The following is a 15,302-nucleotide window of genomic DNA, read 5'->3' on the forward strand; positions in this document are numbered from 1 at the left end:
GCCTAAAGGTTGTGCGGATTATTGATTAGCGTCCGCGTTGCCCTTGGACCATTCCTCCCAGGACAGGTTCCAGTCGCCCAAGCCATCCATGGGATTGAGCGTCTCGCCATAGGTATTGAATACGCGGACGATATCGCCGCGCTTGACGGTGTTCTGGAACCACTGCGCTGCCTCTGGCGTGACGTTGATGCAGCCGTGGGAGGTATTGGAGTTACCCTGCGCCCACACGGACCACGGCGCAGAGTGCACGTAAATGCCCGAATAAGACATCTGGGTAGCCCAGTCCACCTCGGTGCTATACCCGCCCGCATCGTGCGGCAACCCGAAGGTCTCAGAATCCATCAAGAGCGACTGGTGCTGATCTCCAATGACATAGCGCCCGTTCGGGGTGTCGTATTGGTAGTCGCGGCCCAGCGAAACCGGAATGGTGCGCAGGAGCTCCTTATTCTTGTAGACCTTCATGGTCTTGGTGGCGTTATCCACCAGCGCGACGGTGCGATCCCCAATGGTGAAATCCGTCCCCGTATTTTCCCCGCCGTAGATTCCGCCACCGAGGTCCTTGCCGTACTGATCGACCTTGACCTCAACCTTGGTGCCCGGCTCCCAATACTCCTTGGGTCGCCAGCGCACCTCTTGGTTATTCACCCAGTAGAACGCGCCTTCTACCTCTGGGTTGGTCTTAACCGTAATCGTGTCCTCTGCCGCCTTGCGATCGGTGATATAGGTACCGAAATTGACGCCGATGACCTGGCCCACGCCCACCTCGGAGCCCGGGATAGGCGTCATCGCCACCTGGGCGACGCCCGCCGCCTGAGACGTAGAAAAGCTCAGGTTCTTCTTATTGCCGTCCTTATCGGAGGCAACGATGGAATAGGTGTGGTTATAGCCAAGATCCTCGGCCGTAGTCCACTTCTTGCCGTCCTCAGAAAGCTTTTCTTCAACTTCCACGCCCAGCTCATTGGTCATGGTCACGCTCTTGAGCTCGGTGGTGGATTCCACGGTGACGGGCTTGGATGGATCGACGTCTTCTGCCCCATCCTTCACGGAAGCCGAAAGCTTCGACTTTTCTTTCTGCTCAGATTTCTCTGCTGAGCTCGAGGTAGTTTCCTTATCCTCCGGGCGGTTTTCAGCGGCGGAATCAACGGAGCACGAGGCTACTACCAGGGAAATGCACGCAATGCTCGCAGCAGCAATGCGGCGGGAATTAGAGAGGGAGTTAATCACTAAGTAGACCTTAGAAACACAGTAGTTCTTTCAAGACCAATCCAGATTATCGCCTTGCCACCCCAAATACCAGAAACAAGCGCACCATTGTCCAAACTGTTATACTCCCCCGAAAACACGCTATGACCAGGCGATTTTACAGTTTTTCAACCGGGGTGCTAAAGTTTCTACTCGTTGCACAGAGAGCCGCACGGCAGGACGTCAACACTGCGCCATTAGCTCAATTGGCAGAGCAACTGACTCTTAATCAGTGGGTTCGGGGTTCGATTCCCTGATGGCGCACAACAGCGAAATCGCGAGGTATATGCCTCGCGATTTTTTCGTTTTCAAAGTTCGCTTTCAAAGCTAGCAAAAAGGCCGAGCATCTCGCTCGGCCTTTGCTTGTTTTACTGCTTATTCACGCGCTGGGGCGCGACGACGGGAACACCGCGGTGCTCCACGATGTCTGCCTCTACCCCATAGACGCTTTCCACCAGCTCGCACGTGAGCACGTCTCCAGGCGCGCCCTGGGCGCGAATATGGCCCGATTTCAGCACCACCAGCTGGTCACACATGCGCGCGGCCAGGTTGATGTCGTGAATGGCCACCAGCCCCAGGCTGCCTTCCCGCCTAGCCTTCTCGCGCACCTCCTCGAGGACGAAGAACTGGCGATGCAGGTCGAGCGCGGACGTCGGCTCGTCCAAGAGCATCAGGCCCGGGTTGCCCACCAGCATCTGCGCCACGGCCACGAGCTGGCGCTGGCCGCCAGATAGCTCGTTGAGGTAGCGCGAGGCAATGGCATCCAGCCCCATCGCGTGCAGCACCTCGGCGCTGCGGGTGATGGGATCCTCGCATGCTTCCCGACGCGCCGCGATAAGCACCGTCTCAAACGCCCGCAGCGCCGCGGTGCTGGGCAGGTCCTGCGGGACGTAGCCGATGAGTTGGCGGCGGCGCTTGCCCCGCGGGCTTTCGCCATCCACCAGAAAATCCACCTCGCCCTTGTACCCGCGATGCACGCCGGCAAGGGACTTGATCAGCGTGGTCTTGCCGGAGGCGTTGGGCCCTAGCAGGCCAACCAACTGGCCGCCTTGCAGCGTATCCACGTCGACCGCTTCGAGCACGGTGTGCTTGCCGTAGGCCGCGCTTATGCCGCGCAGGGTAAGTTCTACGTCCACAGCGCCCTCCTTCGAGTCATCACGATGGCGATAAAGAACGGCACACCCAAAAGCGAGGTCACGATACCAATCGGGATGGCCAGACCCGGCTTAATCATCAAGCTCGCCGCGTGCGCCGCGCACATCACGGCCGCACCTGCGGCCATGGAGGCGGGCACGAAATAGCGCTGGTCCTCGCCCACCAGCATGCGGGCGATGTGCGGACCTACCAGACCGATGAAGCCGATGATGCCGGCGAAGGCCACCGTCGTTGCCGCCACGAGGGAAACCACGATGAGCACCACCACGCGCAGCCGGGCGGTATTAATGCCCATGGCGGCAGCGCGGGCATCGCCAAGCCGCAAGGCCGTAAGCCGCCACGACAGCGCCCACAAAATGGGCAGGGCAACCAGCAGCACGCCCGCAAGCACGCCGTTGGCAACCCAGTTGGCGCGCGTGAGCGAACCCATGGACCAAAAGACGATCTGCTGCAGCGCCTCGGCCGAAGACTGGTATTGGATAAGCGCGAGCATGGCCTGGAAGAAAAAGACCAAACCAATGCCCAGCAGCACCATGGTTTCTGCCTTCGCGCCGCGGATGATGGCCGCCACGACGATGATCGCCGTCGCCACCGCCGCCGACAGCCACGCCACCAGCGCCAGGTTGAACTGCGGCTGGGTCAGCAGCTGCCACTTCAGCACGATGGAACTAGCACCACCGAAAGCCGCTGCGGCGGAAATGCCGAGCGTAAACGGCTCCGCCAGCGGGTTATTCAAGATGGTCTGCATCTCCGCGCCGGCCAGCGAGAGGCTGACGCCGATGAGCAGGGCCATGACGGCCATCGGCAAGCGCAGCTTCCACAGCACCGTATGCGTCTGGTCATCCAGGCTCGAAGGATTGACGATGCCTCTGATGACCTCGCCGGGGCTGATGTCGATGGCGCCGACGAAGTTGCTGACCACAAACGCCACCGCCGCGATGAGGCACAGGCCCGCGACGATGCTAATGCGCTGCCAGGTGAGCTTTTTGTGTTGCTGCGTAAGGGCAGCTACCTCCCCGCTTACCATTAATTCGTGCTAAAGAAGGTTCCCTCGCCAGCAACCGGCGAGTACTTTTCTTGCGCTTGCATCCACTCCTTGTCGACGTCCATATCCTCATACGCCTCCGGGTTGATCCACTTCGCGATCTGCAGCAGCGCTAGGTAGTTGAACGGCGAGTTGTAGAACTGGTGCCACATGCCATGCAGCTTGTGCTCCTTGACCGCACGCAGGTTCTCGAATCCTGGCTGGTTGCTCGGCAGCTTGGCGATGCTCGCCTCTGCCTCATCTTCGCCGATGCCATAGCCCACCGCGGCGTAGCCGACGGGGTTGCCCTCATCGTCCTTCTTCTCGGACCAGTCGCCGCCGGTCGCAATCACCATGTCTGGGTCCGCCTCGAGGACCTTTTCTGGGGTGATGGCTCCAACCTCGCCCGGAATGATGCCATCGGCTACGTTCTCACCGCCGGCTTCGTTCACCAACTGCGCGATATTGGAGTCATTCCAAGAGCCACAGCAGTCCATGACGCCGGCCGCGCGCCAGACGAAGGTCTTGGGCTTATCCTTTACCTTGTCCGCGCGCTCCTTAACCAGGTCCACGGTCTTTTGCCACTCTTTGTTGAATTCCTCGGCGCGCTCTTCTTTGCCGAAGATCTCGCCGAAGATTTCCATGGACTTGGTGGTGTTTTCCAGCGGCTTGGCGCGGAAATCGGTCACGGCGTACTTAAGGCCCGCCTGGTCCATCTTTTCGGTCAGGCCCGCCTCTTGTGAGGCGTCGTACTGGTCCTTGGACAGCACGATGAGATCCGGGTCCAGGCTCACCAGGTTTTCCACGGTGACATCGCCCTTGCTGATGGCGCCGACTTCCGGAAGTTCAGTGACCTTGGGCAGCTTTTCTTCCAAGATGTTGTAGTAGTCCGGCACGTTCTTCTTCAGGTCAGATCCGATGCCCACGACCTTATCCAGTGGGTTCTCGGTGTTGAGGATGCCGGTGGCGAAGAGAGAGCGACCTTCGCCCAACAGGACGCGCTCGGGGGCCTTGTCGAGTTCTACGTCGCGGCCCGCGAGGTCGGTGAAGGACAGGGCAGCATCGTCGCTGCCACTGCTATTAGTCGTTTCTTCGGCGGTGCTGCAGCCTGCCAATGCAGCGGCGGAGGCCGCCACTACGGCGATTACCTTGGGAAATCTATATGCCATTTTAAATCCTTGGTCGGTCGGAATCCTCGATACGAGGACACGTGCGAGCTTATCCTAACCTAACCAAGTAAGGTGGCTCAAACCTAAACGGCTTCCTCGCTGAGGGCATAATCTTCCGGCTCGCCCTTGGGCACCTCGGTGCCGTCCGCCATGGTGCGATCTTCCAATTCGCCATCCGGATCCACGATGGCGATATCGAAGCCGGCCTCGCGGATGCGCCGGAGGCCTTCCTTCAGCATGCGCCGGCCCATCCGGTTGGATCCGGTGATATGAGATAGCTCCAGCACCACCGTGCCCTCGCCGAATTCGCATTCGGTGAGCTGATGCAAGATGGTCTCCGCTGCGTTGAAATTGATAAGCCCCTGCAGGAAGATCACCGTGAGGTCGTCCTCGGTTTCCATCCTGCGCACCGGGTGCACGCCGTAGCGCTCATCCGTGGACATCAAGTGCAGCCCCATATCCTTCGAAAGCAAGGTCAAGGCATCCACTCCGCGGACGGAATTGCCCTCCTTATTAAGCCGCGGCGAGAAGGTCGCGACCCCCAATTGGCCGGGCAGGGTGCCCAGCAGGCCACCCGAAACGCCGGACTTCGCTGGGATTCCGACCTCGGCCATCCATCGCCCAGCGCCGTCGTACATGCCCGCAGAGCTCATGACAGAAAGCGTCAGGCGGCAGACATCGGCATCGAGGATCTTCTCCCCCGTCACCGGCTGCGTGCCACCATTGGCCAGGGTGGCAGACATCACGGCGAGGTCGCGCACCGTGACCTTAATCGAGCACTGCTCCACATAGGTCGAGACCGCATCGTGGGCCTCGTCCTGGATGATGTCGTAATTGCGCAGCATATGCGCCAAAGACAGGTTCCTATCGGAGACCTGCAGCTCGGAATCGCGCACCTTTTCATCAATCTTCAACTCGCGGCCCGCCAGCCGCGAAAAGTAGCTGCGCAACTGTTCTACGCGCTCGGCCGGATCCGAATCCACGCCGTTAATCAGCTGCGTTACCGCAATCGCGCCCGCATTGATCATCGGGTTCACCGGCCGGTGGTCATAGCGGTTCAGCGAAAGTTCGTTGAAGGCCTCGCCAGATGGCTCCATACCAACGATCTCACGCACCGCATCCAAGCCGAGCTCCTGCAGCGCTAGAGCATACGCAAAGGGCTTCGACACGGACTGCAAGGTAAATTCCACCTCTGCATCGCCAGCGGAATACACGTGCCCCGTCGTGGTGCAGATGGCCACGCCGAGGTAGTCCGGTTCCGCCTTCGCGAGCTCGGGAATATAGTCCGCCACCGCGCCGCTGCGGTTTCCTCGCACCTGGGTCAAAATTTCCTGCAAATAAAAAGGAATTGGAGTTTTCATCGCAACTTAGCATACGAAAAAAGCCCCCACGGCGCGCGTGGGGGTAAGGCAGGGAAAATTAGTGGCGCTCAGACAGCAAGCGCTGCAATTCCTTCAGGTCGCTCTTGCGGCGGCGCGAGCGGAACACGGAATAGGCAATCAGCCCAGCAACGGCCGCGCCGACGCCACCGAGCACCAACTGCACGTTGCGGTCCTGCAACTTTTCGGTGGCGGCGTTCTTGGCGTCATCGACGAGGTTTTGCGGCTTGCTGCGATCCGCAATTTCATCCAGGGTGCTAGCCAGCTGGCGCCGGGTGCGTTCGATATCGCGTTGAATATCTTCAATATTGCGTGCCACGGAATTCTCCTCTTAGCTTAAGTTTCGCTCTTAACGAGCTTATCTTACCGTGCAGGGCCTCCCCCGCGCAGGCCGGGGAGCACGTAAAGTAGGTCCCATGACTGAAACTCGTTTGAACGTAGGAGATACTGCCCCAGCTTTTGCGCTTGCCGATGCCACCGGCAACACCATTTCCCTTTCCGATTACGCAGGCCAGCGCGTGTTAGTGTACTTCTACCCGCGCGCCAATACGCCGGGCTGCACCAAGGAAGCCTGCGATTTTCGCGATTCCTTAGCAGAGCTCAATGCCCTCAATATCGCGGTGGTAGGCATCTCCCCCGATAAGCCCGAGGCGCTGGCGAAGTTCCGCGATGACCACGATCTCAACTTCCCGCTGCTTTCTGATCCGGATAAGTCCGTCATGACCGCGTATGGCGCCTTCGGGGAGAAGAAGAACTACGGCAAGGTGGTCCAGGGCGTTATCCGTTCCACTTTCCTCGTGGAGCCGGATGGCACCATCGGCCAGACCCACTACAATGTGAAGGCCACTGGACACGTCGCGCGCGTGATGAAGGGCCTCGAGTAAGCCGGTGGAGGAGATCCTCGTCCCGCGGCGTCGGCCAGCGCAGGCGCGCAGCCGGGAGCGCTTTTCTCGCATTGTGCAGGCGGCGCGCGCCGTGCTTGTCGATGTCGGCTTCGAATCCTTCACCTTCGATGAAGTCGCCCACCGCGCCGAGGTTCCCATCGGCACGCTGTATCAGTTCTTTGCCAATAAATACGTGCTCATCTGCGAGCTCGACCGGCAAGATACCGCCACCAGCCTAGCCGAAATCGAGCGCTTTTCGCGCCTCGTGCCGGCCCCGCAGTGGCCGGATGTCTTGGATGAATTCATCGACCACCTCGCGCGGATGTGGCGCGAGGACCCTTCCCGGCGCGCCGTTTGGCACGCCATCCAATCCACCCCAGCGACGCGGGCGACGGCGGCCGATACCGAGCTGCAGCTCTTGGAGCCGCTCGCCGAGATCCTCCGCCCCCTTGCCACCGAGCACAGCGATGCGCAACGCATTGAGCTGGCGCGCTTCCTTATCCACACCGTGGTCTCGCTGCTTAATTACGCCATTTCGGGCGATCCAGACAAGTTCGATTCCGTGGTCATGGAACTAAAGCGCATGCTGATTTCGTACCTCTTTGCGGTGACCGCGGGATAAGTTTGTAGACGTTTATACAAGTTATCCACAGGCGGGCGCTGGGCGCGATTGGCGCCGCGGTAGCGCGCGCCTAGATTTGCAGGCATGAACGCACTGCAGGCCTATGCCACCCAGATTTCCTCGGCGATGGATATCCTCGCCGAGGCCCACGGCATGCCTGAAAGCGCCCTCGTTGAGCTCGGATTGCCGGATGTCGAGGCCCTCGAGCTGCTTGCCCTAGCGGAGGTTTATTTCGGCACCACTTCCTTTAGCCGCAAGCAGCGCCTTGCCGCCGCAGGCGCGCGCCACCACGATTTGGTGACGCTGAAGCTCATCGAGAAGTACGCTACCCGCGCGGCCACCAAGCGCGCCGCGTGGAATTTGCGCGTAGAGCTGTGCCGGCAACACGGACCAGCCTCCGAGATTGCCCGGCTTGCTAAAAAGCGCCTGCGCGAATGGCGCCCGCGCCGCCGGCCGCCGCGCGAGGGCGTACAACTCCTGCGCCGCCCGGAAGGCCCGTGGACGATGCGCATTACCGCGCCCTCGTCCTTCCTCGCGGATCTCGATTCCGCCCTCGACCCCGAAAACCCACTCGCATCCTTCCGCGAACTCATCCGCGGCGAGGGCGCTGCCACGGTACAGACCACGACGAACGTGATTATCCCGCTCAACGCGCTGGATCAAATACTGGAAGGCGATGGCGACGAGGTCACGCTTCGGCTGACCAACGGCTCGACCATCACCGGCGCGCAGCTCGTCGAGCGCACCTTCAGCGAGCACGGGCTAGCCACGCTAATCCACCCGGTAAAGGGCCCGGTCAACCTGTATCGGACCTCGCGCTTTGCCTCAGAAAAGCAGCGGCTGATGGCCGCCGCCGAAAACCCCACCTGCCCGTGGCCGCCGTGCAATCACCCGGCGGATAAGTCTCAGATCCACCACCTGCAGGCGTGGAAGCACGGCGGGATGACCAACGCGGACAACCTCACCGTGTGCTGCCCGTACCACAACGGGGTGAACCAAGACGATCCGAACGCCCCGCCCTTGCGCGGCCGCCTTGCCCGGGTAAACGGCAAGGTCCGCTGGATCCGCTAGCGCTGCCTCACCGAGGTAGCGCTACTCGGCGTGCGCAAGCAACTGCGCGCACACATCACCGGGAAAGAGCGCCCGGGCCATCCGGGCGAAGTCCTCCCGGCCCAGCGCACCCGCGCCCTCTGGCACGCTGCCCCACAACCGGCAGCCCGTGACCGCCGGAAGCTCATCCACGTTCATCTTCGTCGCCAAGTCCGGCTCTGCGCACAAGCTTCCGCCGATAAGCCCCATCACGTTAATCCCGCGCCGCTGCGCCTCGCGGACGGTAAGCTCGGCGGCGTTGAGGCTACCGAGGCCGAGGGAGGTGACGATGAGGAGGTTGGTGGCGACATCGGCAAGCGTGTAGTCGTCTGCCAAACGCACCAGCAGCCCGCCGGCGCCTTCCACCAGCACCACACGGCCTAGTGCGTCCAGCCCCGCTACCCAGTCCCGGAGCTCCTCTTTGCTCGGCGGAGTCATGCCCGCCCGGCGCGCCGAGAGATTCGGTGCTAGCGGTTCGGGAAAGCGCGCCATCTCCATAACCTCGACCCCGGCCAGGGCCCGCACCGTCGCCGCATCGCCGCTATTATCCGGCTCGCCGGTCTGCAGGGGCTTGGCATAGACAACCTCGCGCCCGCTCTGGGCAAAGGCGCTGGCGAGCGCCGCCGTGGCCACCGTCTTTCCCACGTCGGTATTGGTGCCGGTAATAAAGAGGATCATCGCTTTCCTCCTGCCACCGCAGCGCGCACTCCGCGGCAAATCTGCGCGACCTCGTCCTCGGTGCTGATAAACGGCGGCATGGTGTAGATGAGGCGGCCGAACGGGCGCAGCCACACGCCCTGGTCCACCGCCGCATCCGTGGCGCCTGACATATCGACGTCGCGCTCCATCTCCACCACGCCGATAGCGCCCAGGACGCGCACGTCTGCCACGCCCGGCTCGTCCTCCAACCCGGCAAGCCCGGCGCGCAGCTGCTTCTCGATGCCCGCAACCTGCCCCCGCCACGTTCCCTCCAGGATCATGGAGGTCGCCTCTGCAGATACCGCACAGGCCAGGGGGTTGGCCATAAAGGTCGGGCCGTGCATCAGCGCGCGCGGGTGCATGCCCTCGGCAACCCGGGCGGTGGCAAGCGTGGCGGCCATCGTCATGAAACCACCGGTCATCGCCTTGCCCACGCACATAATATCCGGAATTACACCCGCCGCCTGGGTAGTAAAGAGGTCCCCGGTGCGCCCAAACCCCGTGGCGATTTCATCCGCGATCAGCACGATTCCGTGGCGGTCGCAGATTTCGCGCGCCCCGCGCACCAACTCGTGGTCGTGGAAGCGCATGCCGCCGGCGCCTTGGACGACGGGCTCGATGATCAGGGCCGCGACCTCGTCGGTAATGCAGCCCTCCAGTTCGCGCAGGTAGTCCTCGCGCGCTTTCTCGCTCGCCCCGCGCGTGGGCGGTGCCGGGGCGAAAACCTGCTGCGCCAGGGTGCCGGTCCACATCGAGTGCATGCCACCATCGGGATCGCACACGCTCATCGCGGCAAAGGTATCGCCGTGATAGCCCGAGCGCCAGGTCAGCATCTTGGTGCGCTCCGGATGACTGATCCCCTGCTGGTATTGCAGGGCCATCTTGATGGCGACCTCCACCGAAACCGATCCCGAGTCCGCATAAAAGACCTGCGCGAAGTCGTGGCGCGTGAGCTCCATGAGATTGACCGTCAGCCGCGCCGCCGGCTCGTGCGTGAGCCCGCCGAACATCACGTGGCTCATGCGATCGATCTGCTCCTTGGCGGCCGCGGTAAGCCGCGGGTGGCTGTGCCCGTGGGCGGCGGCCCACCAGGAGGACATGGCGTCGATGAGCTGGGGGCCATCGGCAAGCGTGAGGTGGACGCCCGCGGCCGACTCCACGACGCGCGTGGGCGCGCCGGGCTCGGCGTAGGGGTGCCAGATGTGGTGGGCATCGATTGTCGCTATGTCATTAGTAGAAATATCCACCAAATTAGATCTAGCACACACGCTCGGCCGCTATAGTCCTTTTTATGAAAGTTCTTGAACGGCGTTCAATTCGCCGCGTACCCGTGGTTTTGCCGGCGGTTGCGGGCATCGAGATGTGGGAGCGCTTCAGCTTTTATGGCATGCAAGCCATCCTCGCGTACTAACCTCCGGCGGGCTTGGCATGGAGCAAACGCAGGCCACCGCGCTCGTCGGCGCGTACGGCAGCCTGCTCTATCTTTTCACGTTTGTGGGTGGCTGGGTCAGCGACCGGCTCTTGGGCGCCGAGCGCACCCTGCTTACCGGCGCCGGGCTGTTGGTGTGCGGGCACTTTGCCCTCTCGCTCGTCCCCGGCACGGCGGGGCTCATCATCGGGCTCTTGCCGCTCGCGCTTGGCTCGGGGCTGCTCAAGACCGCCGCGATAACGATTCTGGGCGCAGCTTTTCCCGCCGAGGCCGGCGCGCGCGACGGGGCCTTTCAGATTTTCTACCTCTGCATCAATGTCGGCGCGCTTTTTGGCCCCATGCTGACAGGCTGGCTAGCCGAGGAATACGGCTACCACGCCGGATTCTTCGCCGCAGCGGTGCTCATGTGCTGCGGGTGTGCCACCTACGGCGCGCTGCGGAAAAAGATAGATGTGCCATCGCGCCCGCCTCACCCCACCCAGGCCCCAGGCAAGGCAGGTCTGGTCGCGCTGGCGGCGCTTGTAGCCGGCGTGCTGCTCGTCATCACCGTCTCCCCAGGCACGCTGACCGTGCTGCTTCTTATCGCCACGGTAGCGGCCGCGGCGGGGCTTTTTGCCAGCATGCTGCGATCCCCGCAGGTCACCGCGGATGAGCGGCGCCGCATCCTGGATTTCATTCCGCTCTTCGCCTGCTCGACGGCCTACTGGACCCTGCAACCACAAATTTACGGCGTGCTCGCGGTCTATTCGGATCAGCGCCTCAACCGATCCATCGGCGGATTCGAGATCCCGCCAGCGTGGACGCAATCACTCAACCCGCTATTTATCCTGCTGCTCTCGCTGCCGTTGGCGGCGGGCATGACGCGCTGGGCCAACTCGCGGCGCGCGCTCATGGGCTGCGGCATCATCTTCGCCGGTGCAGGCATGTTCCTCCTGCCGCCCTTTGTCGGCGGCGGGGAAAATTCCACGCCGTTCCTCGTGCTAGCGGGCACCATCTTTTTGATGTCTCTCGGCGAGCTCTTCATCGGCCCAGTGGGCATGGCCGCATCCGCCGCCCACGCGCCGCGGGCCTATGCCACCCGCTTTTCCGCGCTGTACTTCCTCACCATGGCCATCGGCACCTCGCTGGCCGGTTCGATGTCGCAGCTATACGATCCCACCTCGGCATCCGCCGAAACGACCTACCTTCTCATCATGGGCGGCGTCCCCGTCATCCTGGGGCTGGTGCTCCTCCTGCGGCGCAGGTAGGCTCCTATCGCCCGGCGGACTCGTCGAGCGCGCGGTCGGCCATCAGCACGTCGCGCATGCCGCTGAATAGGTCGCCCATGCCCTGCGGATTGGACGGCATGTAGAGCACGGAGGCTTGGCCGTTATTCGAGACATCGACCATCGCATCGAGGTACTGCGATACCAGCATGAGGACCTCGGGGGATTCCTGGACCCCGGCATCGCGCAGTAGCTCGTATTGCTGGGCGATGCCCTCTACAATCTCCTTGCGCTGCTCGGCAACGCCCCTACCCTGCAGCTTCTTTGCCTCCGCAGCACCCTCGGCTTCTTTGACCACGCGAATCTTTTCCGCCTCCGCCTGGGCGATGGCCGCCTCGCGCTCGCGCTGCGCCGCGTTAATGGAGTTCATGGATTCACGCACGCGGGAATCCGGGCGGATATCGGTTACCAGCGTATTGACGAAGTTCCAGCCGTATTCGGCCATATTATCCCGCAGTGAGGCCGCCACGTTCTGCGCGATGGTGTCCTTGGAAGAAAAGGACTCATCCAAGCCCATATTCGCCACCGACGAGCGCACATTATATTGCACATAGGCCACGATCTGCTGCTCGTGGTTGGACAGCATATAAAAGGCCTCGCGCTCGCGGCCCTCTACGACCTCGTACTGCACCGCGACCGGGATTTGGACGAAGACATTGTCCTTCGTCTTGGTTTCTACCATCACGTCTAGCTGGCGCACCTGCAGCGAAATCTTATCGCGCACGCGGTCAATCCAGGGCATCTTGAAGTGCAAGCCCGCGTGGGCGACCGTCTGGAATTTACCCAAACGCTCCAAGATCGCCGCCTCGCGGGTACGCACGATGTAGTACCCATCGAATACGGTGCCGAGAATCAGCAAGATGATGACGCCGATGATGATTAAGCTCAACATTTCCTCTCCCTAACTACGTGTGTGAAATTAATTTTCGCACAGGCAGAAAGCGTTCGCTAGTGGTCATCGATAAGTGCAAAAAGCTTGCCCATCACCTCCGCACCGTTCTCGCCGATGCCATTGTGCTGGTACTCATTCGTCACCCACGGCCGCAGATCGCCCAAGTGCGCGGCGGTGGCCAAGGATTCTTCCAGGGGAACGAAGATATCGTCGAGGTAGATGGCGGCGGCGGTGGTGGGGGCATCGGCAAGCGCATAAGGCGCAGTAAATTCCCGCTCCGCCAAGCCGTGCGCACCCTCCTTGAATGCTTGCAGCGCCGGGTCCTCGTCGAACTGCCACGGGAAAATATGCTCGCCGGTCAGCCAGGTGCCGGACTCGGCAAACTCCGGGAACTCCTCCCGCACGCGGTGTGCCGACCACTGCGTCGCCGCCTGCCCGCCGCTGCCGGCATAAATGGACTCGTGGATCGCCGCATAAAGCGGGGCCTCCGCAAAGCTCACGCGCTCGCCGATACCCCACAGGAAATCATCCCGCAGCACCTTCTCTCCCCGCACGGTGCGGAAGGGCTCTTCCAGGAGGTAGGCCAGGCCGTCGAAGCCGGTGCCCCGCCCCAACTCGGTGCCAATGGTGCGAAAACGCAGCGAGGACAGCCGCTCGCCGGTATGCAGGCGCTCATCTGAATTATCGAGGTGGTCGATGATTTCCTCGATGCGGCGCTGCACCCAGGGGAATTCGCGGTAGAAGCGCTCCTGGCGGGCCTTGAGCTTGCTAAAGGTCGCGCGGTAGAGGTGATCCGCACCCTGCAGCGTGGGGATACCGCCGGTGAAAAACGCGTGCTTGACCGACTCTGGAGCTTGGGACAGGTACGCGGTGATGCAAAAGCCGCCGAAGGACTGGCCGAACAGGGACCAAGTCTCCAGCCCCAGGTGCTCGCGCAGGCGCTCGGCATCGCGCACGATATTGTCTTGGCGCAGCAAAGCCAGGTGGTCGGCGCTGCGCTCTTCTGCGGGGCTTAGCCTATCGATGCGGTGCGAGCGCCCCGTGCCGCGCTGATCGAGGAGGATGACGCGGTAGCGCTCGAGCGCCTTGCCGATAAGCCCCGTCGGCTTGACCGGCCGCGGGGCCGGAAAACCCGGGCCGCCCTGCAGGTACAAAAGCGCCGGCAGGTCCTCGCCTCCTGGCGGGATGATTTCACGGGCATAGAGATCAAAAGTCCCGCGCGGATTGTCATAATCCCACGGGACTTCAAGGGTGTGTTCAATAATATCGTGGCCGAAGCGGCGGTAGTGAGTCATGCCCACCCAGGTTAGTAGACCTCCAGGCCCTTTGCGCGGAAAACGTCGCGGACTTTTTCCACGTCCTCCGGTTTCGGCGGCTTGGTATCTGCCAAGTGGTAGGTCATATCGAGCCCCTCCCACTTGTCCTTGCCCATATTGTGGAAGGGCAAGACCTCGACGCGCTCCACATTGGACTTCCACCGCGCCACAATGGAGGCGACGTTTTCGACGTTCTCGGCCGAATCCGTCAGGCCCGGCACGACGACGAAGCGAATCCACACCGGCTTGCCTATCGCGTTGAGGCGGTCACCAAAATCGAGCGTGGGCTGCAGCTGGCGCCTCGTTACGCGCTGATAGGTTTCCTCGTCGCCCGACTTCACGTCCAGCAGCACAAGATCGATATTGTCCAGGTCCTCATCGCGCAGGCGCGAGCCTAAGAAGCCTGAGGTATCGATGGTGGTGTGGATGCCGGCGTCGTGGACCTCCTTAAGCACGCGGCGGGTAAACGCAATCTGGAAGAGGGGCTCACCACCGGAGATGGTCAGGCCACCACCGGAGGCCTGGAAGATGGGCTTGTAGCGCTTGATGCGTTTGACCACATCGTCGACCCGCTCCAAGGTGCTGGTCTTCATCTCCATGGTGTCCGGGTTATGGCAATACTGGCAGCGCAGGGGGCAGCCGGACATGAACATGGTCATGCGGGTGCCCGGGCCGTCGACGGCGGTTACCAGCTCCCAAGAGTGCACGAGGGCGATATCGCCGGTGCGGCGCGCCTCCATGAGCTCGGGGCGGGTAATCTCATCGAGTTCGTGGTCGGTTCCCAGGCCCGCGGCAACACCGCGAACGCGCTCGCCGGATTCCGGCGACAGGGTGACCACACCAGTAATGCCATCAGCCATGATTATGAACCCTGGTGGAAGGTGCGGGAAATGACGTCAAGCTGCTGCTCCTTTGTGAGCTTGACAAAGTTGACCGCGTAGCCAGAGACGCGAACGGTGAGGTTCGGGTACTTCTCTGGGTGCTCGACGGCATCTTCCAGCGTGGACTTGTCCAGCACGTTGATGTTGGCGTGGTACAGGCCAGAGTTCATCTTGTGCTCGTCGCGGCTGGCCTTCATGTCTGAAAGGCGTTCTGCATAGGTTGGGGTTGCCATGATGGTTCTCCTTGTCGTGATTC

15 protein-coding genes, 1 tRNA gene and 1 pseudogene are annotated in these 15,302 nt (G+C 62.0%); 5 read left to right on the plus strand and 12 right to left on the minus strand.

The window, feature by feature from the left end:
- Window positions 1-18 precede the first annotated feature (18 nt).
- Window positions 19-1,224 (minus strand): Ig-like domain-containing protein, encoded by a 1,206-nt coding sequence (locus HMPREF1267_RS09965; protein WP_023016992.1) that lies wholly within the window; start codon window positions 1,222-1,224, stop codon window positions 19-21.
- 209 nt (window positions 1,225-1,433) lie between these two features.
- Here HMPREF1267_RS09965 and HMPREF1267_RS09970 point away from each other — a divergent pair.
- A tRNA-Lys gene (locus HMPREF1267_RS09970) sits at window positions 1,434-1,506 on the plus strand.
- A gap of 104 nt (window positions 1,507-1,610) precedes the next feature.
- On the opposite strand, the gene HMPREF1267_RS09975 is transcribed toward HMPREF1267_RS09970, so the two are convergent.
- From HMPREF1267_RS09975 to HMPREF1267_RS09995, 5 genes are all read right to left on the minus strand, one after another.
- Window positions 1,611-2,378, minus strand: coding sequence for an ABC transporter ATP-binding protein (locus HMPREF1267_RS09975; RefSeq protein WP_023016991.1), 768 nt, complete (start codon window positions 2,376-2,378; stop codon window positions 1,611-1,613).
- Window positions 2,369-3,424 carry an iron ABC transporter permease gene (locus HMPREF1267_RS09980; RefSeq protein WP_005277826.1) on the minus strand — a complete coding sequence of 352 codons (1,056 nt, stop codon included), beginning with the start codon at window positions 3,422-3,424 and terminating at the stop codon, window positions 2,369-2,371. The genes HMPREF1267_RS09975 and HMPREF1267_RS09980 overlap by 10 nt, the downstream gene beginning before the upstream one ends.
- Window positions 3,424-4,590, minus strand: coding sequence for an ABC transporter substrate-binding protein (locus HMPREF1267_RS09985; RefSeq protein ID WP_023029170.1), 1,167 nt, complete (start codon window positions 4,588-4,590; stop codon window positions 3,424-3,426). The genes HMPREF1267_RS09980 and HMPREF1267_RS09985 overlap by 1 nt, the downstream gene beginning before the upstream one ends.
- 83 nt (window positions 4,591-4,673) lie before the next feature.
- Window positions 4,674-5,951, minus strand: coding sequence for a glutaminase (locus HMPREF1267_RS09990; RefSeq protein WP_005284487.1), 1,278 nt, complete (start codon window positions 5,949-5,951; stop codon window positions 4,674-4,676).
- A gap of 58 nt (window positions 5,952-6,009) precedes the next feature.
- Window positions 6,010-6,288, minus strand: coding sequence for a DUF3618 domain-containing protein (locus HMPREF1267_RS09995; RefSeq protein ID WP_005277817.1), 279 nt, complete (start codon window positions 6,286-6,288; stop codon window positions 6,010-6,012).
- A gap of 97 nt (window positions 6,289-6,385) precedes the next feature.
- Here HMPREF1267_RS09995 and bcp point away from each other — a divergent pair, with 97 nt between their 5' ends.
- The 3 genes from bcp (at window position 6,386) to HMPREF1267_RS10010 (ending at window position 8,546) form a co-directional block, all read left to right on the plus strand.
- On the plus strand, window positions 6,386-6,853 hold the full coding sequence (gene bcp / locus HMPREF1267_RS10000; protein ID WP_023016989.1) for a thioredoxin-dependent thiol peroxidase: 468 nt from the start codon (window positions 6,386-6,388) through the stop codon (window positions 6,851-6,853).
- Between the two features lie 4 nt (window positions 6,854-6,857).
- Window positions 6,858-7,475, plus strand: a complete 618-nt coding sequence (locus tag HMPREF1267_RS10005) for a TetR/AcrR family transcriptional regulator (protein WP_023029171.1) — start codon at window positions 6,858-6,860, stop codon at window positions 7,473-7,475.
- Window positions 7,476-7,559: 84 nt separating this feature from the next.
- Window positions 7,560-8,546: an HNH endonuclease signature motif containing protein gene (locus HMPREF1267_RS10010; protein ID WP_023029172.1), complete on the plus strand. Its 987-nt coding sequence runs from the start codon at window positions 7,560-7,562 to the stop codon at window positions 8,544-8,546.
- A gap of 21 nt (window positions 8,547-8,567) precedes the next feature.
- Here HMPREF1267_RS10010 and bioD read toward each other — a convergent pair whose 3' ends face one another.
- Both bioD and HMPREF1267_RS10020 read right to left on the minus strand, forming a co-directional pair.
- A complete protein-coding gene (gene bioD / locus HMPREF1267_RS10015; protein ID WP_023029173.1) occupies window positions 8,568-9,242 on the minus strand; it encodes a dethiobiotin synthase in 675 nt (224 codons plus the stop codon).
- A complete protein-coding gene (locus tag HMPREF1267_RS10020; RefSeq protein WP_084539246.1) occupies window positions 9,239-10,513 on the minus strand; it encodes an adenosylmethionine--8-amino-7-oxononanoate transaminase in 1,275 nt (424 codons plus the stop codon). Before HMPREF1267_RS10020 ends, bioD begins: the two co-directional genes overlap by 4 nt.
- A 41-nt stretch (window positions 10,514-10,554) precedes the next feature.
- Between HMPREF1267_RS10020 and HMPREF1267_RS10025 the strand changes: the two are divergent.
- Window positions 10,555-11,939 (plus strand): annotated as a pseudogene (locus HMPREF1267_RS10025) (peptide MFS transporter).
- A 4-nt stretch (window positions 11,940-11,943) separates the two neighbouring features.
- On the opposite strand, the gene HMPREF1267_RS10030 reads toward HMPREF1267_RS10025, so the two are convergent.
- Genes HMPREF1267_RS10030 through grcA2 form a run of 4 tightly spaced genes read right to left on the minus strand, consistent with a single transcriptional unit; the run spans window position 11,944 to window position 15,279 of the window.
- Window positions 11,944-12,849: an SPFH domain-containing protein gene (locus HMPREF1267_RS10030; protein ID WP_023029176.1), complete on the minus strand. Its 906-nt coding sequence runs from the start codon at window positions 12,847-12,849 to the stop codon at window positions 11,944-11,946.
- A gap of 56 nt (window positions 12,850-12,905) precedes the next feature.
- A complete protein-coding gene (locus HMPREF1267_RS10035; protein ID WP_034667220.1) occupies window positions 12,906-14,144 on the minus strand; it encodes an alpha/beta fold hydrolase in 1,239 nt (412 codons plus the stop codon).
- A gap of 11 nt (window positions 14,145-14,155) precedes the next feature.
- Entirely contained in the window at window positions 14,156-15,025 is an 870-nt protein-coding gene (pflA, locus tag HMPREF1267_RS10040) for a pyruvate formate-lyase-activating protein (RefSeq protein WP_023029178.1), read from the minus strand.
- A gap of 2 nt (window positions 15,026-15,027) precedes the next feature.
- Entirely contained in the window at window positions 15,028-15,279 is a 252-nt protein-coding gene (gene grcA2 / locus HMPREF1267_RS13495; protein WP_005284503.1) for an autonomous glycyl radical cofactor GrcA2, read from the minus strand.
- Window positions 15,280-15,302 lie beyond the last annotated feature (23 nt).

Origin of the sequence: Corynebacterium sp. KPL1824, assembly GCF_000478095.1 — a bacterium.
Classification (GTDB): Bacteria; Actinomycetota; Actinomycetes; order Mycobacteriales; family Mycobacteriaceae; genus Corynebacterium; species Corynebacterium accolens.